This is a genomic window from Fusobacterium sp. JB019 (genome assembly GCA_030673965.1).
Classification (GTDB): domain Bacteria; phylum Fusobacteriota; class Fusobacteriia; order Fusobacteriales; family Fusobacteriaceae; genus Fusobacterium_B.
Genome location: JAUTCN010000003.1, coordinates 38,242 through 58,077, shown reverse-complemented (window position 1 = coordinate 58,077; position 19,836 = coordinate 38,242). Strand labels below are relative to the sequence as shown.

General features: G+C 28.0%; 18 protein-coding genes, 1 tRNA gene and 1 riboswitch. Of the genes, 13 read left to right on the top strand and 6 right to left on the bottom strand.

What is annotated here, in order from left to right:
- Position 1 precedes the first annotated feature (1 nt).
- The 4 genes from lspA to Q7K47_03095 are packed head-to-tail and all read left to right on the top strand — an operon-like array spanning position 2 to position 4,708.
- A complete protein-coding gene (gene lspA / locus Q7K47_03110; protein MDP0506196.1) occupies positions 2–463 on the top strand; it encodes a signal peptidase II in 462 nt (153 codons plus the stop codon).
- A 59-nt stretch (positions 464–522) separates the two neighbouring features.
- Positions 523–1,398, top strand: a complete 876-nt coding sequence (gene glyQ, locus Q7K47_03105) for a glycine--tRNA ligase subunit alpha (GenBank protein MDP0506195.1) — start codon at positions 523–525, stop codon at positions 1,396–1,398.
- A 24-nt stretch (positions 1,399–1,422) separates the two neighbouring features.
- Positions 1,423–3,492, top strand: coding sequence for a glycine--tRNA ligase subunit beta (gene glyS, locus Q7K47_03100; GenBank protein ID MDP0506194.1), 2,070 nt, complete (start codon positions 1,423–1,425; stop codon positions 3,490–3,492).
- Between the two features lie 22 nt (positions 3,493–3,514).
- Positions 3,515–4,708 (top strand): coenzyme F420-0:L-glutamate ligase, encoded by a 1,194-nt coding sequence (locus tag Q7K47_03095; protein MDP0506193.1) that lies wholly within the window; start codon positions 3,515–3,517, stop codon positions 4,706–4,708.
- 100 nt (positions 4,709–4,808) lie between these two features.
- Here the strand turns inward: Q7K47_03095 and Q7K47_03090 are convergent.
- A tRNA-Gln gene (locus tag Q7K47_03090) sits at positions 4,809–4,883 on the bottom strand.
- Positions 4,884–5,136: 253 nt separating this feature from the next.
- Between Q7K47_03090 and Q7K47_03085 the strand changes: the two genes are divergently transcribed.
- The 4 genes from Q7K47_03085 (at position 5,137) to Q7K47_03070 (ending at position 10,122) form a co-directional block, all read left to right on the top strand.
- Complete coding sequence (locus Q7K47_03085) at positions 5,137–5,937, top strand: Cof-type HAD-IIB family hydrolase (protein ID MDP0506192.1); 801 nt, start codon at positions 5,137–5,139, stop codon at positions 5,935–5,937.
- A gap of 56 nt (positions 5,938–5,993) precedes the next feature.
- A riboswitch (ZMP/ZTP riboswitch) is annotated at positions 5,994–6,075 on the top strand.
- Positions 6,076–6,135: 60 nt separating this feature from the next.
- The gene (gene pflB, locus Q7K47_03080; GenBank protein MDP0506191.1) at positions 6,136–8,370 is read left to right on the top strand and encodes a formate C-acetyltransferase; all 2,235 of its coding nucleotides are present in this window, start codon (positions 6,136–6,138) and stop codon (positions 8,368–8,370) included.
- 22 nt (positions 8,371–8,392) lie between these two features.
- Positions 8,393–9,106, top strand: a complete 714-nt coding sequence (gene pflA / locus Q7K47_03075) for a pyruvate formate-lyase-activating protein (protein ID MDP0506190.1) — start codon at positions 8,393–8,395, stop codon at positions 9,104–9,106.
- Positions 9,107–9,225: 119 nt separating this feature from the next.
- Positions 9,226–10,122: a DMT family transporter gene (locus Q7K47_03070; GenBank protein ID MDP0506189.1), complete on the top strand. Its 897-nt coding sequence runs from the start codon at positions 9,226–9,228 to the stop codon at positions 10,120–10,122.
- 16 nt (positions 10,123–10,138) lie between these two features.
- On the opposite strand, the gene Q7K47_03065 is transcribed toward Q7K47_03070, so the two are convergent.
- From Q7K47_03065 to Q7K47_03045, 5 genes are all read right to left on the bottom strand, one after another.
- Positions 10,139–11,167, bottom strand: coding sequence for an alpha-hydroxy-acid oxidizing protein (locus tag Q7K47_03065; GenBank protein MDP0506188.1), 1,029 nt, complete (start codon positions 11,165–11,167; stop codon positions 10,139–10,141).
- A gap of 42 nt (positions 11,168–11,209) precedes the next feature.
- Positions 11,210–11,662: a threonine/serine exporter family protein gene (locus tag Q7K47_03060; protein ID MDP0506187.1), complete on the bottom strand. Its 453-nt coding sequence runs from the start codon at positions 11,660–11,662 to the stop codon at positions 11,210–11,212.
- Positions 11,662–12,462: a threonine/serine exporter family protein gene (locus Q7K47_03055; GenBank protein MDP0506186.1), complete on the bottom strand. Its 801-nt coding sequence runs from the start codon at positions 12,460–12,462 to the stop codon at positions 11,662–11,664. The genes Q7K47_03060 and Q7K47_03055 overlap by 1 nt, the downstream gene beginning before the upstream one ends.
- A gap of 125 nt (positions 12,463–12,587) precedes the next feature.
- Positions 12,588–13,886, bottom strand: coding sequence for a dicarboxylate/amino acid:cation symporter (locus Q7K47_03050; protein MDP0506185.1), 1,299 nt, complete (start codon positions 13,884–13,886; stop codon positions 12,588–12,590).
- 194 nt (positions 13,887–14,080) lie between these two features.
- Positions 14,081–15,031, bottom strand: a complete 951-nt coding sequence (locus Q7K47_03045) for a LysR family transcriptional regulator (GenBank protein ID MDP0506184.1) — start codon at positions 15,029–15,031, stop codon at positions 14,081–14,083.
- A gap of 193 nt (positions 15,032–15,224) precedes the next feature.
- Here Q7K47_03045 and Q7K47_03040 point away from each other — a divergent pair, with 193 nt between their 5' ends.
- The 5 genes from Q7K47_03040 to Q7K47_03020 all read left to right on the top strand — a co-directional run bounded on the left by Q7K47_03040 (position 15,225) and on the right by Q7K47_03020 (position 19,775).
- Positions 15,225–16,223 (top strand): aminopeptidase, encoded by a 999-nt coding sequence (locus Q7K47_03040; GenBank protein MDP0506183.1) that lies wholly within the window; start codon positions 15,225–15,227, stop codon positions 16,221–16,223.
- A 114-nt stretch (positions 16,224–16,337) separates the two neighbouring features.
- Entirely contained in the window at positions 16,338–16,787 is a 450-nt protein-coding gene (gene dtd, locus Q7K47_03035) for a D-aminoacyl-tRNA deacylase (GenBank protein MDP0506182.1), read from the top strand.
- Positions 16,788–16,798: 11 nt separating this feature from the next.
- Positions 16,799–17,623 (top strand): carbon-nitrogen hydrolase family protein, encoded by an 825-nt coding sequence (locus Q7K47_03030; protein MDP0506181.1) that lies wholly within the window; start codon positions 16,799–16,801, stop codon positions 17,621–17,623.
- A 49-nt stretch (positions 17,624–17,672) separates the two neighbouring features.
- Complete coding sequence (locus Q7K47_03025; protein ID MDP0506180.1) at positions 17,673–19,184, top strand: nicotinate phosphoribosyltransferase; 1,512 nt, start codon at positions 17,673–17,675, stop codon at positions 19,182–19,184.
- A 24-nt stretch (positions 19,185–19,208) separates the two neighbouring features.
- A complete protein-coding gene (locus Q7K47_03020) occupies positions 19,209–19,775 on the top strand; it encodes a xanthine phosphoribosyltransferase (protein MDP0506179.1) in 567 nt (188 codons plus the stop codon).
- Positions 19,776–19,836 lie beyond the last annotated feature (61 nt).

Here is a 19,836-nt window from a genome sequence, read left to right as displayed (position 1 = left end):
TATGTTTATATATATGATTGGAATAGTTATGTTGGTCTTAATAGACCAACTAACTAAATTCCTAGTTGATAATAGTATGTTCCTAGGTGACACAATAGAAGTAATATCGAATTTTTTCCATATAACATATGTCCAAAATAGAGGGATAGCTTTTGGTGTGTTTCAAGGGAAGATAGATATAATCAGTATAGCTACTGTTGTAGCGATCATATTACTTTTGTGGTACTTTTTTAGGAATTTTAAAACAAATAAAACAATTGAGAATATATCTTATTTATTAATTATTAGTGGGGCTATTGGAAATATGATAGATCGAATTTTCAGAGGATATGTAGTTGATATGATTGATTTTCGTGGGATTTGGAGCTTTGTTTTTAATATGGCAGATGTTTATATTAATTTAGGAGTCGCTTTAATAATTTTAGATATGTTTTTAAAAAAAGAACACAAATCAAGTAAATAGATATATTTTTAAAAAATTAAGATAATTAAAATATAAAAATATAAAATGGAGGCAAGAAAATGACATTTCAAGAGATAATAAGAACTCTTCAAGATTATTGGGGATCTAAGGGTTGTGTTTTAGGAAATCCTTATGATATAGAAACAGGAGCTGGAACATTTAATCCAAATACATTCTTAATGTCTTTAGGACCAGAACCTTGGAAGACTGCTTATGTAGAACCATCAAGAAGACCTAAAGATGGAAGATATGGAGAAAATCCAAATAGAGTTTATCAACATCATCAGTTTCAAGTTATAATGAAACCATCTCCAGAAAATATTCAAGAGCTTTATTTAGAAAGTTTAAGACTTTTAGGAATAATTCCTGAAGAACATGATATAAGATTTGTAGAAGATGACTGGGAATCACCAACTTTAGGAGCTTGGGGACTTGGTTGGGAAGTATGGCTAGATGGAATGGAAATTACTCAATTTACTTATTTCCAACAAGTTGGAGGATTAGAACTTGATATAGTTCCTGTAGAAATTACTTATGGACTAGAAAGAATAGCTTTATATATTCAAGATAAATCAAATGTTTATGATTTAGATTGGACAGAAGATGTAAAATATGGGGATATGAGATATCAGTATGAATTTGAAAATTCAAAATATTCTTTTGAATTAGCAAATTTAGATTCTTACTTTAAATGGTTCGATGATTATGAAGCTGAAGCAAAGAAAATATTAGAAGAAGGGCTAGTTTTACCAGCGTATGATTTTGTATTAAAATGTTCTCATACATTTAATGTTTTAGATTCAAGAGGGGCTATTTCAACAACAGAAAGAATGGCGTATATTTTAAGAGTTAGAGATTTAGCTAAAAAATGTGCAGAAATTTATGTGGAAAACAGAAAAAAATTAGGTTACCCTTTGTTGAAGAAAAATAAATAAATTAATTGTATTGGAGGAATTAAAATGAGACTACTTTTTGAAATAGGAATGGAAGAAAATCCAGCAAGATTTCTAATAAATGCATTAAATAGTTTAAAATCAAATTTAGAAAAAAAATTAAAAGCGGAAAGAATAGAATATAAGAAAATAAATACTTATGGAACACCTAGAAGATTGGTTGTGGAAGTTGAAGAATTGGCAGAAAAGCAAGAAGACTTAGATGTTCTAAATATGGGACCAGCTAAAAGAGTTGCTTATGATGAAGCTGGAGAAATTTCAAGAGCAGGAATGGGATTTGCAAAATCTCAAGGGATAGATCCAAAAGATTTAGAAATAGTAGAAACTAAAAAAGGAGAATATATTGCAGTAAGAAAATTCTCTAAAGGTATTGAAACAAAAAAAATATTACCAAATTTATTAAAAGATTTAATATGTGAATTAGAATTTCCAAAATCAATGAAATGGTCAGATAAGAGTTTCAGATTTGCAAGACCAATCCAATGGTTTTTAGCTATTTGTGATGAGGAATTAGTTGAATTTGAAATAGAAGGAATAAAAAGTTCTTTAGAATCAAGAGGTCACAGATTTTTTGGAGATAGATTTACAGTTTCAAGTGTTGAAGAATATTTCACTAAAATTAGAGAAAATAATGTAATTATTGATATTGATGAAAGAAAATCAATGATTAAAGATATGATAGAAGAAAATTGTACAGGTGAGGATGAACAAGTTTTAATTCATCAAAATTTATTAAATGAAGTAGCTAATTTAGTAGAATATCCTTATCCTATAATTGGAACATTTAATAAGGAATTTTTAGAAGTTCCTCAAGAAGTTTTAATTATTTCAATGGAAGTTCATCAAAGATATTTCCCGATTTTAGATAAAAATGGAAAATTATTACCTAAATTTGTAGTAGTAAGAAATGGTATTGAAAATTCAGAAAAAGTAAAACTAGGAAATGAAAAAGTTTTATCAGCAAGACTTGCTGATGCAAGATTTTTCTATCAAGAAGATTTAAAAAAACCATTTGAAAACAATATTGAAAAACTAAAAACAGTTGTTTATCAAAAAGATTTAGGAACTATTTATTCTAAAATGGAAAGAGTTTCTAAAATAGCTGATTTATTAATTGAAAAATTAGGATATGAAGCAGATAAAGAAAATATAAAAAGAACAATTGCTTTATGCAAAGCAGATCTTGTTTCTAATATGATAAATGAAAAAGAATTTACAGAACTTCAAGGATTTATGGGAGCTGATTATGCTCTTAAAAATGGAGAAAAAGAAACAGTTGCAAAGGGTATTGAAGAGCATTATTTCCCTAGATTTAAAGGAGATAATCTTCCTACAACCAAAGAAGGAATTATTGCAGGAATGTGTGATAGATTAGATACTTTAGTAGGATGCTTAGGGGTAGGAGTTGCAGTAACAGGTTCGAAAGATCCATTTGCTTTAAGAAGAGCAGCTTTAGCAATAGTTAATGTTATTTTAAACTCTAAATTAGATATATCTTTAAAAGAATTAGTAGAAAAATCTATTGAAGTTTTAGATGAAGCTGGAGTTTTAAAGAAAGATCAAAAAGAATTGGAAAAAGAAGTTTTAGATTTCTTAAAACAAAGAGTTATAAATGTTTTCACTGACTTAGGCTATAGAAGAGATGTTATATTAGCAGTTGTTAAAAACTCTTGGAATAATGTAGTTGATACAGAAGAAAGAATCAAAGTTATAACTGAAGAAATGAAAGATTCTAAATTTAAAAATATAATTTCTATAATAAAAAGAGTAGGAAATATTGTTAAATCTCATAAAGATAAAGAAGTTAAAGAAGAATTATTCAAAGAAAAAGTTGAAAATGAATTATATAACTTTGTAAATGGGTTGGCAATTTCTTTAGAAACTAAATTAGCGAATAAAGATTACAGAGGATATTTAGAAGTAGTTTTAAGTGGAGAAGAAATTATCAATGAATATTTTGATAGTGTAATGGTTAATGATAAAAATGAAGAAATAAAAATGAATAGATTGTCTCAACTAAAAAAAATAGACGTGATTTTTAAAGAAATGGCTGAACTTAATTTAATCGAAGCTTAGAATTTAAAAGGAGTGTAGTAGAATGGGAAGATTAGTAGGAACTATTTCAAGAGGGTTGAGAGCCCCTATTATTCACCAAGGGGATGATATTTCAAAATTTGTAGTAAATTCTGTAATGAAAGCTGTAAAAAATGATAATATTCAATTAAAAGATAGGGATATAGTTGCTATAACTGAATCTATTGTTGCAAGAGCTCAAGGAAATTATGCATCTATAGATAATATAGCCCAAGATGTTGAAGCAAAATATGGAGATAAAACTATTGGTGTTATATTTCCAATCCTTAGTAGAAATAGATTTTCTGTTTGCTTAAAAGGAATAGCGAGAAAAGCTAAAAAAATCGTATTAATGTTTAGTTATCCTTCAGATGAAGTAGGGAATCATTTTGTTGATTATGACCTATTAGATGAGAAGGGAGTTAATCCTTGGAGTGATGTCCTTACAGAAAAAGAATTTACCAATAAATTTGGGAAACCTTTTCATATATTTACAGGAGTAAATTATATTGATTACTATTCTTCAATTATTAAAGAAGAAGGGACAGAAGTTGAAGTAATATTTGCTAACAATCCCATTTCTATTTTAAAATACACTGATTATGTTTTAAATTGTGATATACATACTAGGTTAAGGACTAAAAAATTATTAAGAAAAGCAGGAGCTAAGATAGTTTATGGATTAGATGATATTCTTAAAAAATCTATAAATGGTTCTGGATATAATGAAAATTATGGTTTGTTAGGAACAAACAAGGCTACTGATTACACTGTTAAATTATTTCCTCGTGATTGCAGAACAATAGTAAATAAAATTCAAAAAGATTTATTAGAAAAAACAGGAAAGCATATAGAGGTTATGATATTTGGAGATGGAGCTTTTAAAGATCCTATAGGTAAAATATGGGAACTTGCTGATCCAGTAGTATCTCCAGGTTATACAGATGGATTAGAAGGAAAACCTAATGAAATAAAATTAAAATATTTAGCAGATAATGATTTATCTAATTTAAAAGGTGAAGATTTGCAAAAGGCAATCAAGGAAGCCATAAAGTCTAAAGAAAAAGATTTAAAAGGTAAGATGATAACTCAAGGAACAACACCTAGAAGATTAACTGATTTAATTGGATCTTTATGTGATTTAACCACAGGAAGTGGAGATAAAGGAACTCCTATTGTTTTAATTCAAGGATACTTTGATAATTATATTGATGATTAATGATAAATTTTCAAGAGGAAAAATTAATAATAATTTTTCCTCTTTTTTATATTTAAGTAAAAAAAAACCACTAATTCTAGTGGTTTTAAATTTCTATAAATGGCTGGGATGGCTGGATTCGAACCAACGCATAACGGAGTCAAAGTCCGTTGCCTTACCGCTTGGCGACATCCCAACATTAATTTGTTACCCATAAAGTATAACAAAAATAAAAAAATATGTCAATATAAAATTTTCAGATTTTATATTTTTGTAAATGTATGATATACTTAAGAGGGAGTAAAAAATTATAAAGGGGTGGTTATTAATGATAAAGTATGCAATAATTGCTAATTTGGTTATGGCGCCAATAAGTATAGGGATAATAATTTGGTTTATTTATAAAATAAGAAAGAATAAAAAGAACAGAAAATAGTGAGGGGATAGTTATGTATAAGGCAGTAATTTCTGATTTAGATGGAACTTTACTAAATTCAAAGCATGAGATTTCAGATTATAGTAAAGAAATAATTGGTAGAATTATAAAAAAAGGAATTAAATTTATAATTGCTACAGGTAGACATCATAAAGATGCAATGTGTTTTAAAAAACAATTAGGAGCAGATTCTTTTTTAGTATCAGCTAATGGATCAGTTGTTCATGATTATAAGAATAAGCCCATCATAAATGATACAATACCTAAAGATTATGCAGAGTATTTTTTAAATTTAGATTTAGAAGATGAGATAATGCAAAATGTATATACTTTTGATAAATGGTATGTAAATATGGATGTTCCAGAAGTAAATAAGTATCATAAAGAATCAGGATTTACTCCAAATATAGTAGAATTAAAAAAAATAAGCACAGATAATATATCAAAGTTTGCATATATATGTAGGGATAGTAGAGTTTTAGATAAGTTGGAAGAAAAATTAAAAAAAGATAAGAATATATCTAAAAACATTAATATTACAGCTTCTTTAGATATTTGCCTTGAAATTATGGGAAAAGGAGTATCAAAAGGAAAAGCTATTTCTGAAATTTTGAGAAGAGAAGGAATTTCTTTAGAAGAGACGATTGCTTTTGGGGATGGGCTTAATGATAAAGAGATGTTAGAACTTGTTGGAAAAGGTTTAATTATGGGTAATGCTAGCAAAAAACTTAAAGAAGCTTTGCCGAATAATGAAGTAATTGGAACTTCTGATGAGGATAGTGAAGCTAGATATTTGAAAAAAATATTTTTATAAAATTATTGACAAGGATAAGAAATTATAGTAGTATCTATGCAAGGGTAGAAAGAAATAAACAGCTATATAACTGACGGATAAGTGGAAATGACCACAAGGAATATAGTTTGAGATTAGTCGACCGTCTGGGCAAAATATAAGAGTCCAGGGGATCGATTTTTTATTATAAAAAATTCATAATATTTTAAGGAGGCGTTAATGACAAACAAAGCATGGGAAGGTTTTAAAAAAGCACGTTGGCAAGGAGAAATAGATGTAAGAAGCTTTATTCAAAGCAATTATAATCCTTATGAAGGAGATTCAGCTTTTTTAAAAGATAGTTCAGATAAAACTAAAAAAGTTTGGGATAAGTTATCAGAATTATTGAAAGAAGAAAGTAAAACTGGAGTATATGACGCAGAAACTAAAAAACCTCAATCAATAACAGCCTATGAACCAGGATACATAGAAAAAGATTCTGAAGTTATAGTAGGAATTCAAACAGATGAACCTTTAAAAAGAGGAATATATCCTAAAGGTGGACTTAGAGTTGTTGAGAAATCTTTAAAAGCTTATGGATATGAAATGGATCCTTTTGTAGAAGAAGTTTTCACAAAATATAGAAAATCTCATAATGAAGGAGTTTTCTCAGTTTATACAGATGAAATGAAAGCTTGTAGAAGCGTGGGGATAATAACAGGTTTACCTGATGCTTATGGAAGAGGAAGAATAATAGGAGATTATAGAAGAGTAGCTCTTTATGGAATGGATAGATTAATCGAAGATAAGAAATCTCAGATGAAAGTTTTAGAAATAGCAGAATTAGATGATGAAACTATAAGAAGAAGAGAGGAAATTTCAGATCAAATTACAGCCATGAAAGATTTTGTGAAAATGTGTGCATCTTATGGTTATGATGTAACTAAACCAGCTAAAAATGCAAAAGAAGCAGTTCAATTTGTATATTTTGGATATCTAGCAGTTACAAAAGATCAAGATGGGGCAGCTACATCTCTTGGTAGAACATCAACTTTCTTAGATATTTATATAGAAAGAGATTTAAAAAATGGAATTATAACAGAAGAAGAAGCTCAAGAATTGATAGATCAATTTATAATTAAATTAAGAATTATTAGATTTTTAAGAGCTCCTGAATATAATGAATTATTCTCTGGAGATCCAACTTGGGTAACAGAATCTATTGGTGGAATGGGATCAGATGGAAGAACTCTAGTAACAAAAAATTCATTTAGATATTTAAATACATTATATAATTTAGGACCAGCTCCAGAACCTAATTTAACAGTTTTATGGGCAGAAAAATTACCTGAAAATTGGAAGAAATTTTGTGCAGAGGTTTCTATAAAAACTTCAGCAATTCAATATGAAAATGATGATTTGATGAGGCCTGAATTTGGTGATGATTATGGAATAGCTTGTTGCGTTTCTCCTATGAAAATAGGTAAGGGAATGGAATTCTTTGGAGCTAGAGCAAATCTTGCTAAAGCATTACTTTACGCATTAAATGGTGGAAGGGATGAAAAGAATGGGAAACAAGTGTCTCCTAGATTTGAAGCAGTTAAAGGAGATTATTTAGACTTTGATGATGTTATGATGAGATTCGATAGAGTTATGGAATGGTTATCAGGAGTGTATGTTAATGCTTTAAAAATAATTCATTATATGCATGATAAATATGCTTATGAAGCTTTTGCAATGGGTCTTCATGATTTAAACATTGAAAGAACTCAAGCAACAGGAATAGCAGGATTATCTATTGTTGCAGATTCACTAGCAGCTATCAGAGATTGTAAAGTAAAAGTAATAAGAGATGAGACAGGATTAATTATTGGATTTGAAAGAGAAGGAGACTATATTCCTTATGGAAATAATAATGATGAAAGTGACCAATTGGCAATAATGGTTATGGAGAAATTTATGAATCATTTAAGAAGTCATGAAACTTACAGAAACTCAAAACCAACTCAATCAATGTTAACAATAACATCTAATGTAGTTTATGGAAAGAAGACAGGTAATACACCGGATGGTAGAAAAGCAGGAACACCATTTGCACCAGGAGCAAATCCAATGAATGGGAGAGATACTAATGGAGCCTTAGCCTCATTATTATCAGTAGCTAAATTACCTTTCCATAATTCAGAAGATGGTATTTCATATACATTTGCAGTAGCACCAGGAGCTTTAGGAAAAGAAGAAGAAGGAAGAATTAATAATTTAGTAGGATTGTTAGATGGATATTTCACTCCAGAAGGGGGACATCATTTAAATGTGAATGTATTTAATAGAGAATTATTAGAAGATGCTATGGAGCATCCGGAAAAATATCCTCAACTTACAATAAGAGTTTCAGGATACGCAGTTAATTTTAATAAATTAACAAGAGAACAACAACTTGATGTTTTATCAAGAACAATAAACACTAGAATATAAAAGTAGGAGATAAATTATGGCTATATTAGGAAATGTTCATTCCTATGAAAGTTTTGGAACTGTAGATGGCCCAGGAATAAGGTATGTTGTTTTTTTACAAGGTTGTCCTTTGAGATGCAAGTTTTGTCATAATCCAGATACTTGGGATATTAAAGGAAAAAATAAATTAGTTAGCCCTAGAGAAGTATTTAAAGAGTTAGTTAAGTATAAAAGTTTTTTTGGAAAAGAAGGGGGATTAACCGTAAGTGGAGGTGAACCTTTATTACAAAGTGATTTTGTTTTGGAACTTTTTAAAATTTGTAAGGAAAATAATATTCATACAACTTTAGATACATCAGGATATATTTTTAATGATAAAATAAAGGAGATTTTAAAGTATACAGATTTAATTCTTTTAGATATAAAATCTATTGATGAAAAAATTTACAAAGAATTAACAGGAGTAGAATTAAAAAAGACTTTAGACTTTTTAAATTATTTAAAAGAAATAAAAAAAGATGTATGGATAAGACATGTAATTGTTCCAGGGATAACAGATGATGATGAATTACTTAGAAGGCTTGCTAAATATTTAGAAAATTTTGAGAATATAAAAAAAATAGAGTTATTGCCATATCATACTTTAGGAGTTTTTAAATATGAAGAACTAAAAATGAGTTATCCTTTACTAGGAACAAAGCCATTATCAGAAGAGAGATTATTAGCTGCAAAAAAAATATTTAATCAGGTGAAATAAAACTAGCAGAACCAAAGAGTTATAATGTTTGGTTCTGTTTTTTTATTTATAAATATAGTTTCATTTTTATAATATAAAATGTTATAATTCCAGTAAAGAAAATTATAATGGAGGAGTAAATGAAACCAGGTTTTAGAGGAGTTATTATTACAATAATAGGTGCTTGTGGATGGGGATTTTCAGGTGCTTGTGGTCAATATTTATTTGAAAACTATAATATGGATGCTTATTGGCTTACAACAATTAGGATGATGTCAGCAGGAATAATTTTAATGATGTTTAATTTTTTTTATGAAAAAGAAAAAAGTATGAATATTTTAAAGAATAGAAAAGATTTGTTTAGGTTGATTTTATTTGCAATATTAGGACTTTTACCTGCACAACTATTTTATTTGTTAACCATATCTTATTCAAATGCAGGGACAGCTACAGTACTTCAATATATAGGGCCAGTTATGATTATGATTTATGTATGTTTTAATGATAGAAGAAGTCCAACTAAGTGTGAATTTATGGCTCTTTTATTTGTAGTTTTAGGAACATTAATGCTTGCCACAAGAGGAGATTTTGGTAGCTTGGCTCTTTCTCCAAGAGCTTTATTTTATGGGATTTTATCAGCAATAGGATTATTTTTATATTCAGTATTACCTGGAGATTTAATGAAAAAATATGGAGCTAAGGTAGTAGCTGGGTATGGAATGGTATTTGATGGGGTTATTTTAAAAGGATTTATGCCAGAAAATATAAATATAACATTAGATATTAATGCTTATTTAGCTATTATTGGGATTGTTTTAGTAGGTACCATAGGAGCTTTTGTATTATATTTGCAAGGAGTTTTAGAAATTGGAGCTTCAAAAGCAAGTATGATTGCAAGTGTTGAACCAGTATCAGCTTCATTGTTTGCATTTTTATGGTTGGGAACTATATTTGTGAAAGCAGATATTATAGGAATAATGTTTATTATATCTGCAGTATTATTAGTTTCATCTTTTAATAAAAATAAAGGCAGTTAATATCTGCCTTTATTAATTATTCTAATATAAATTCATGAATTATTCTAGAAGAAACATTTGAGGCCTCTTCACAACCAGTTAAAATCATATTTTTAAAAAGCTCATTTTTGAAATTTTCTAAAATAATTTTAACTCCTTCTTCTCCATCCCCAACAGCTCCCCAAATAATAGGTCTACCTATTAAAACTCCTTTTGCTCCAAGAGCAAGATATTTTAAAATATCTCCTCCATTTCTTGCAGCTCCGTCAACTAGGACATTTATTTTATATCCTACTTCCTTTACAATTTCATTTAAAACTTCACAAGGAGCGAGGGTGTCATCTAATATTCTTCCCCCGTGATTAGATACTACAATGGTATCAACTCCAGCTTTTTGACAAAATTTAGCCTCTTCAACACTTAAGATACCTTTAACTATGAAAGGAAGTTTAGTTGAATTTACTAAAGTATTTAAATCTTTGAAAGATTTTGGGCCAACTGGTTGATTATATAAAGCCATGGTTAAAAGTCCAGCACCATCTATATCGATTCCAACAGCAATAGCTCCAGCTTCTTCAGCTAATTTAATTCTTTTTATTATTTCTTCGTTACTTCTTGGTTTAATAATTGCAATTCCTTTTCCGCCAACTTTTTGGATAGCATTTAACCCTAATTCAAGATAGGAAGGATCTCCCCCATCTCCAATCATTGCAATAGTTCCAGCTTTGATAGCTCCACCAACTACAGAGTTTGCATATTCTTCTTCCGTTGTAGCATTTCCAAAATTATAGCTAGCTCCTGTGATAGGTGCTACAATTCCAGGAAAGGATAATTTTTCTCCCCAAAGATATGTTTCTAAATTAGGATTTTTTGCTGAATGTATAGTTTTTAAAATTAATCTAATTCTTTTTAATTTGTTGTAATTTCTTTTGAAAGAATCTCCAGTTCCACAACCACCCATACCAGGAACTTTTCCAGCGCACCAAACACCGTTACATTCCTTACATACATTGCAAAAACCTTTCATTTTTTCTCGAGCATTTTTTTTTACTTCATTGATGTTCATAATATTTTTCCCTCCCTTGTTATCAATTAATAAAATTATACCTTATTTTTTTAAATTTTTTAAAATATTATTTACTATTTTTTTTAATGATTCAGAAACTATTAAGCCACTAGAAATAGAGAATGCAATAAATAAAGTTTCGATTCCTTTATGTAAGGCAAGAGGATAATTTTCAGTAACAATATAAAACATAGTGTAATATAAAGAATATCCAGGAACTAAAGGAATAATACCAGGTAGCATATATAAAAAGGTAGGTCTTTTAGTTGTTTTAGAACTTATATTTCCTAAAATTCCTATACTTAGGGTACTTATAAAATAAGGTAATATAACTTCACCGCTTATTCTCATTAAAAAAATGTATAAAGCCCAACTAAATCCTCCGATAATACCACCTATAATTAAGTCTATTTTTGGAATAGAAAGAAAAATTCCAAAGCATAAAGAAGTAATGCCAAGGATAACAAAATGTTGAAAGATAGTTATATTTTCCATTATAGATAACCTCCCAATTTAATCCAAATTTTCATAGCTCCTCCTATACCAATTCCAATTGAGAGAGCAGTTAAGAAAGCTTCAGTAGCTCGAGCATTACCAGATAATAAATCTCCAGAAACTAAATCAGAAACACTTTTTGTAATTGCTATACCAGGTAAAAAAGGAATGATTCCACCAACGATTATAAAGTTGCTGTTCGGTGCTAATCTTAAAAAATTTAAAAATTGAGCTGAAATACCAATGAAAAAAGTAGAAATAATAATTCCAAGCATAGAGGTCATAGAAAATTCAACTATTTTTTTAAAAATATAAAGAGAAATAAGGACAATTATAAAAGTAAATAAAAATTCTAAATAGGTTGTTTTGAATAAAAAAGTAAAAGTAGCAGAACCTAGACCAGCTGCAATTGACTTAGTAAAAAAAGAATAAGTTTCTTTTTTTTCTATTTTTTTTAATAAATTAATAGTTTTATTGATATCTATTTTTTCTTGAGTTATTAGTTTTAGGGTTAAATTATTTAAAAGTGAGCATTTATGAAGATTAATAGTTCTATCTTTGATAGTTTTCATAAATGTTATTCCATCATCTCTATCATCTCCGATTATGATAACAGTAGGAGTTACAAATAAACTAATGTATTTAAAACCTTTAGATTTACATAAATCTCGGCATAAAGTTTCAACTAGATAAGTTTCTGCTCCATTTTTTAAAAATAATTCTCCTATAAATAAAGCTAATCTGTAAATATGTTCTTTTCTTTTTCTAAACTCTAAGTTATAATTTGAATTCAATTTCATAGTAACTCCTTTTATTTAAATAAAAAATTAAATAAACATCTACTCTAAGAATACCATTTTTTAATATAAAAAAAAAGAGACTATTTAAATAATCTCTTTTTAGTAAATTAATTTTTTAATATTATTTAAGCTGAAACTAAATTTTCTTTTCCTGCTTTAGGATCATTTAAAATTTCTCTATTTAAATCTCCTTCTAAAGCAGATATACATACTGTAGTTACTAAATCTCCAGAAGAATTTGTAGCAGTATGAGCTTGATCGATAATTCTATAAATACCTGCAACTAAAGCGGTAGCTTCTAGAGGTAATCCCATTTGTGTTAATAGAGTAATGGAAATAACAAGTCCAATTTGAGGAGTTGCAGCACATCCAACACTTAGGAAGGTAGCTTGAATAACTAGCATAATTTGTTGTTGAATAGATAAATCAATTCCATATAATTGACTTGCAAAAATAACAATTACACCAAAGTAATAACAAGTTCCATTCATATTTGCAGTAGCTCCAAGGGGTAATACAAAATTTGAAATTTCTTTAGAAACTCCAAGTTTAGGAGCAGTATCCATTGAAACTGGAAGAGCAGCAGAAGAGGCACAAGTACTAAAAGCTACAATGAAAGGTTCTATAGCTTTTTTCCAAAATTTTAAAGGATTAACTTTAGCAATGAAAATCAACATTAATGTATATACTACAGTAATCATAACGATTGCAGATATATAATCAGTTACAATAAATTTTAAAACAGGTCCAAATATAGCAGTTCCATATTTTGCCATAGCAACAGACATTAAACCAAAAACTCCATAAGGGGTAAGTTTAACAATCATATTAATTATATTAAACATAGCCTCAGATAAATTACTAATTATTTTAGCTAGAGGTTCTCCTTTTTCTCCCATTAAAATAATCGAAAAACCTAAAAGAAGAGAGAAAACAATAACAGGCATCATATCTCCATTTGTTAAAGATGCAAATGGATTATTAGGTAATAAATCTAGAATAGTTTGGTAGATGCCAGGAAGTTTTTTAGCAGCAACTTCTTTAGAGACATGTCCTAAAATAATTCCTTTTCCAGGTTTTATAATATTAGCAACGATTAGTCCTATTGAAGCAGATAAAGCAGAACCTCCTAGAAAGAATAAAACAGTTTTTATTCCAATACTTCTAAGTTTTTTTATATCTCCTAAAGAAAGAGCAGCATCTGTTACAGAAAAGAAAACCAAAGGAACTATAACCATTTTAATTGATTTTAAGAAAAAGCTTCCTAAAAAAGATAAAAATGGAATTATATAATTTTTTATCATAGGGTTGTTTAATCCACCCATAAAATTTAAAATATAGCCTATAATAATTCCAGCAAATAATCCGATAAAGATTTTAATGTGTAGCGGCATTTTTTGATTTTTGTTACTTAATGGTGACATTTTCCTACCTCCTTGAATTTCTTGCGAGTGTTTCGTTTGAAATCATAACGATTGCATCGATAACAAAATATTACTATATCGAAAGATAAATGGCAAAAGTTATATCAAAAAAAATATAAGATATAATTATTTTTTATATCTTATATTTTTATTAAAAACTTTTATTATAAAAAATTAGGTTTAAGATTTGCGTGCTAAATATTTATATTAGCTATTTTCAAAAATTCTTTCATAGCTTTAGAAATATATCTATTTTTTTTGTTAGCTATATAAATTGATCTTTTAGCTAAATCTCCTCCTACTTTATAATAAATTAAAGAGTCATTATTTTTATAAGCAGATTTTATTAAAGTATCTCTAATGAAAAGAGCTACATTTTTATTAGAAATAGCAATATGATATCCAGTAAGAATCTGATCTATTTGGAATATTGATTTAGGAATAAATCCTTCTTTTCGGCACATTTTTAGGCCTCTGCTATATTGGTCATTTCCTTTTTTCATAGTAATAAATGGAAATTTTTTAAAATGTTTTAAAGAGACTTCAGGAAAATTTTCTTGTAGATGCTTATTATTTTTTATATCTTCAAAAGTTAATTGGTAATTTTTTAATTTTTCATTTATTTTCCATTGTAAAGGGATTCCGAGTAAAATTTCTTCAGTTGAATATTTATAAACATTAAGATTTTTATCTTTTTCTGAAATAGCAGTTTCGATAATTAAATCAATAGAACCATTATCGATTCCTGCAGTTAGTTCCTTGATATTTCCTTCAATAGTTTCAATGTGAACATTAGGATATTTTTGGGAAAACTTTTCAATTAATTTAGGAAGTGTGAAGGCACAAAAAAAAGAAGAGCCTCCAATAACTAAATTTCCAGATTTTAAATCTCCAATATCTTTAAAGTGTCGAATTAAATCATTTTCCATATTTAATATTTTTTCAATATATTCAACGTAATATTTTCCTTCTTCTGTTATAGTTAAAGGAATAGTATTTCTATCAAATATTTGAACGCCTATTTTTTTTTCAGTTTTTTTAACAAGTGAACTTAAAGCAGGCTGAGATATATATAATTTTTTAGCTGCTTTTGAAAAGCTTTTTTCTTTATAAATAGTATAAATATATTTCATGTCGTTAAGCATATTGCTACCTACCTTCTAATTAGGATGTTTTAGTTATTATATATTAATCATAGCATATTTTAACAAACATATAAAAAAAAATTATATGTTATACGGATTTTAGTATAACAATTGAAAGAAATTTTTCTTTAGAGTATTATTACGTTATAGAAAAAAGATATTAATAAATAAAAGTTAAAAGGAGAGTAGGAGAATGGAAGATAATAGAATAATAGAATGTATTGAGAGAGCAGATTACTTATTAGGAAACTTAATGGCTGTAAAACCAGGAGAAGAAGTATTGATAGTTATCGATCCAGAAACAGATATGAGAATGGCAAATGCACTTGCAGGGGCAGCTTTAAAATGTGGAGCAGAATACAATATAACTATGATGCCAATAAGAGGAAAAGATAAGGCGACTATATTTCCTAAAACTTTAGAATTAGGTATGGAAGCTTGTGATGTATTTATAGGAATGACAACAGCTTCAGGAGCAGCTATTTATAATAACAAATTAAAGGAACTTGTAAATAAAAAGACATTAAGAGAATGTTCAATTTGTTTACGTCATATAGATAACTTCACACGTGGAGGAGCATTAGCAGATTATGAAGAAGTATATAAAGATGGAGAAACTTTACAAGCAGTATGGAGAGGAAAGAAAAAAGCTCATATAACAACTCCAGCAGGAACAGATTTATATATGGAAATGAATGATATGGAGCCAATTATAGAGTGTGGTATAGCTAGAAATCCAGGAGATGCAATGGCTTGGTCAGATGGAGAAGTTTCTTTAGGTCCGGTAATAGGAAGCACTCATGGAACTTTAGTTATAGATGGTCCAATTTGCTATTATGGATGTCCAACTATTCCAGTTGAATTGAAAATAGAAGGAGGTCGTATTGTTGAAGTAGTAGGAGGAGATCCTAAAATATGTAAAGAAATACGTAGACAAATAGCGGAAGTTAAAGACAGTGATAATATAGCTGAGATAGGTATAGGGTTAAATAGAGCTTGTTTATTTAACGGAGATTTTGAAGAAGAAAAGAAAGCTTATGGTACTTGTCATATAGCTATGGGAAATGGATTTTATTATGGACAACCTGCAAGATCAACAGTTCATATAGATATGGTTCAATATAATCCTACAATAACTTTTGATGATGAGGTTATTGTTAAAGATGGAAAAGTTCTTTGTGTTGAAAAATAATGAAAAACATATTGCTCTATAAATTTTATAAAGAAAGAAAGAAAGTCTAAAAAAGGACTTTCTTTTTTTATAATTATGATATAATTTAGTAAAATATAAAAAAAGGAGATTGAAATGAGAGCTGTTGTTCAAAGAGTAAGTGAAGCAGAAGTTAAAATAGAAGGAAAGTCAGTTGGAAAAATAGGTAAAGGATTTTTAATTCTTTTAGGAGTAACTCATGAAGATACTTCCAAAGAAGTAGAATGGTTATCTAATAAAATAAAAGGTTTAAGAGTTTTTGAAGATGAAGAAGGAAAAATGAATTTAGGTTTAGATAATATAAAGGGAGAAGTTTTAATTGTTTCTCAGTTTACTTTATATGGAAATTGCTTAAAAGGTAAGAGACCTAGTTTTATAAATGCAGCTAGACCAGATATAGCGGTACCATTATATGAAGAATTTATAGAAAAATTCAAATCATTCCAATTAAATAAAGTTGCCACAGGAGAATTTGGAGCAGATATGAAAGTTTCTTTAATAAATGATGGGCCTGTTACTTTGGTTATAGATACTCCAGAAAAATAGGAGAAGTGATTATGAAAAAAATAAAATTAGCTATGGCACAAGTAGAATCTTTTCATGGTGACAAGGAAAAAAATTTAGAAAAAGCTTTAGAAATTATAAAAAAAGCTAGCAAAGAAAAAGCTGATATAGTAATATTTCCAGAACTTTATTATTCAGGATACTTTAACAAAAGAAAAATATTTCATGAGTTAGCTGAATATAATGATGAAAAATTATATGTAGAATTAAAAAAAGCAGCAATAAAATATAATATTTTCATAATTATGGGTTATGTGGAAAAGAAGAAGAATATTTGTGATAAATTATTTAATTCAATGATATTTATAAATAACAAAGGGGAAAGATTAGGAAGTTATAATAAATATTATTGTTGGGACCTTGAAAAGAAAACATTTACTCAAGGGGATGAAGTTTCAGTTTATAAGACAAGTTTAGGAAATATAGGATTATTAAATTGTTATGATATTGAATTTCCTGAGTTGTTTAGGATTTTGTCTTTAAAAGGAGCGGAATTAGTTATTTGTACAGCTGTTTGGAGTAAATGGATACAACATCGTTGGCATAATAGTTTAATTTCAGGAGCAGCAACAAATTTATATTTTGTTGCAGGAATAAATACAGTTGGGAAAACTCCTAAAGGAAGTGTGATATGTGGAGATACTAAAGTAATCAATCCTTTTGGAGAGGTTGTCATTAATGCTTCTGAAGACAAAGAAGAATTGCTATATAAAACTATAGATTTAAATGAAGTAAAGAAAATGAGGGAAGAATATCCTATATGGAAAGACTTTAGAGAAGAGATGTATCAAGATAAAATATTGGATTTTTTTAAATAAAGTGTTATAATTATATGCAAATATTAAAAAAAATGAGGGGTATAGGAGTATGGAGGCGAACAGAGTATTAACAGATTTTGCAAGAGTTATTAACTCAGATAGATATCAATATACAGAAAGTGATATTTTTATAATGGAAAATAGTCAAGAAAGAGAAGCTGTATTTGATATGTTTTTTAGAAAGACTGAGGATAATGGTTTTGCAGTTGTTTCAGGGGTTAAAGAAGTTGTAGATTTAATAAAAATATTAAATGAGACAAGTGAGGATGAAAAAAGAAAATATTTTCAAGAAATAATTCATGAACCTAAATTATTAGATTATTTATCTAAATTAAAATTTACAGGAGATTTATATGCTATGAGAGAAGGGGAAATAGTTTATGCAAATGAACCAGTAATAAGTATAAAAGCTCCATTAGTTCAAGCAAAGATATTAGAAACTCCTTTATTAAATATAATGAATATGCAAATGGCGATTGCAACAAAGGCATCAAGAGTAACTAGAGCAGCTTATCCTTTAGAAGTTTCTTCTTTTGGAAGTAGAAGAGCTCATGGATTTGATAGTGCAGTATCAGGAACAAAAGCATCAATTATTGGAGGATGTACATCTCATTCAAATTTAGTAGCAGAGTATAAATATGGTGTTCCCAGTGTTGGAACTATGGCACATTCATATATTCAAACTTTTGGTGTTGGAAAAAAATCTGAAAAAGAAGCTTTTGATATGTTTATAAAATATAGAAGAGAGAGAAAAGCTAATGCATTAATTTTACTTATCGATACGTATAATACTTTAAAAATAGGTATAAAAAATGCTATTCAATCTTTTAAAGATAATGGAATAGATGATAATTATCCAGGAGTTTATGGAGTAAGAATAGATTCAGGAGATTTAGCTTATCTTTCTAAAAAATGTAGAATAGAATTAGATAAGGCAGGCTTGAAAAAAGCTAAAATATTTTTAACAAATGGACTTAATGAAGATTTAATAAAATCATTAAAAGAACAAAAAGCTTGTGGAGATATATTTGGTGTAGGGGATGCTATAGCAGTAAGTAAATCAAATCCCTGTTTTGGAGGAGTTTATAAAATAGTTGAAATAGAAAATCAACCAGTTATGAAATTATCTGAAGATACAATAAAAATATCAAATCCAGGATTTAAAGAAGTTTATAGAATTTATGATAAGAAGGGTATAGCTTACGCTGATGTTATAACTTTAGTAAACGGAGATGTTGATAAGGAAAAAATATTATCAAAGGAAGAATTCAGAACTCAGGATGAAACTAATGAATTAAAATATAGTATTCTTCATAAAGGACAATATTCTTATGAAAAATTAACAAAAGCTTATGTAATGAATGGAAAATTTACAGATGAATATAGTATTTTAGATGATGTTTTAAAATCTCAAAAATATTATTTAAATAAATTAAAAAAAATTTCTAATGAAAGAAAAAGATTAGAATTTCCACATAAATATAAGGTTAACTTATCTAAAGATTTGAGAGAATTAAAATATTCTTTAATAGAAAAAATAACAGCAGAAGTAAACGAATAATATAAATTAAGGAGACATATAATAATGAAATTACTAAAAGAAATGATAATTGAAAAAGGAAGTGTAAAAAATTCAGCTCTATTAAAGGTTGATAGCTTTTTAAATCATCAAATAGATCCTAATCTAATGTATGAAATAGGAAAAGAATTCAAAAAAGAATTTGAAGAGAAAAAAGTTAATAAAGTTTTGACTATAGAAGCTTCAGGAATAGCTATAGGAATAGCAACTGCTTACGCTTTTGAAGTTCCAATGGTGTTTGCTAAAAAAAATAAACCTTCAACAATGGAAGGAAGCTATAATACTGTTGTTCATTCTTTTACAAAAGATAAAGATTATAATATTACAGTTTCTAAAGAGTTTATAAATAAAGGAGACAGAATATTAATTGTAGATGACTTTTTAGCTATGGGAAATGCAGTTATAGGCTTGAAAAAAATAGTTGAAGAAGCAGGAGCAGAAGTTGTAGGAGTTGGAATAGTTGTAGAAAAAGGATTCCAAGCTGGAGGGAAGCTATTAAAAGAAGCTGGTTTAAATTTAAAATCTTTAGCAATTATAGATAGTTTAGAAGATAATAAAATTCATTTAAGATAAAATAAAAAAAGAGGGAAAACCTCTTTTTTTTTATGCTATAATAAAAAGTGATTGATTATAA

What these genes read in the sequence shown, in the direction of transcription:
- Q7K47_03020 (MDP0506179.1), top strand. Translation starts at nt 19,209, where the DNA reads ATGAAATTACTAAAAGAAATGATAATTGAAAAAGGAAGTGTAAAAAAT.
- Q7K47_03040 (MDP0506183.1), top strand. Translation starts at nt 15,225, where the DNA reads ATGGAAGATAATAGAATAATAGAATGTATTGAGAGAGCAGATTACTTA.
- glyS (MDP0506194.1), top strand. Translation starts at nt 1,423, where the DNA reads ATGAGACTACTTTTTGAAATAGGAATGGAAGAAAATCCAGCAAGATTT.
- pflB (MDP0506191.1), top strand. Translation starts at nt 6,136, where the DNA reads ATGACAAACAAAGCATGGGAAGGTTTTAAAAAAGCACGTTGGCAAGGA.
- Q7K47_03085 (MDP0506192.1), top strand. Translation starts at nt 5,137, where the DNA reads ATGTATAAGGCAGTAATTTCTGATTTAGATGGAACTTTACTAAATTCA.
- Q7K47_03070 (MDP0506189.1), top strand. Translation starts at nt 9,226, where the DNA reads ATGAAACCAGGTTTTAGAGGAGTTATTATTACAATAATAGGTGCTTGT.
- Q7K47_03025 (MDP0506180.1), top strand. Translation starts at nt 17,673, where the DNA reads ATGGAGGCGAACAGAGTATTAACAGATTTTGCAAGAGTTATTAACTCA.
- Q7K47_03030 (MDP0506181.1), top strand. Translation starts at nt 16,799, where the DNA reads ATGAAAAAAATAAAATTAGCTATGGCACAAGTAGAATCTTTTCATGGT.
- Q7K47_03055 (MDP0506186.1), bottom strand. Translation starts at nt 12,462, where the DNA reads ATGAAATTGAATTCAAATTATAACTTAGAGTTTAGAAAAAGAAAAGAA.
- Q7K47_03095 (MDP0506193.1), top strand. Translation starts at nt 3,515, where the DNA reads ATGGGAAGATTAGTAGGAACTATTTCAAGAGGGTTGAGAGCCCCTATT.
- lspA (MDP0506196.1), top strand. Translation starts at nt 2, where the DNA reads ATGTTTATATATATGATTGGAATAGTTATGTTGGTCTTAATAGACCAA.
- Q7K47_03045 (MDP0506184.1), bottom strand. Translation starts at nt 15,031, where the DNA reads ATGCTTAACGACATGAAATATATTTATACTATTTATAAAGAAAAAAGC.
- glyQ (MDP0506195.1), top strand. Translation starts at nt 523, where the DNA reads ATGACATTTCAAGAGATAATAAGAACTCTTCAAGATTATTGGGGATCT.
- Q7K47_03060 (MDP0506187.1), bottom strand. Translation starts at nt 11,662, where the DNA reads ATGGAAAATATAACTATCTTTCAACATTTTGTTATCCTTGGCATTACT.
- Q7K47_03050 (MDP0506185.1), bottom strand. Translation starts at nt 13,886, where the DNA reads ATGTCACCATTAAGTAACAAAAATCAAAAAATGCCGCTACACATTAAA.
- dtd (MDP0506182.1), top strand. Translation starts at nt 16,338, where the DNA reads ATGAGAGCTGTTGTTCAAAGAGTAAGTGAAGCAGAAGTTAAAATAGAA.
- Q7K47_03065 (MDP0506188.1), bottom strand. Translation starts at nt 11,167, where the DNA reads ATGAACATCAATGAAGTAAAAAAAAATGCTCGAGAAAAAATGAAAGGT.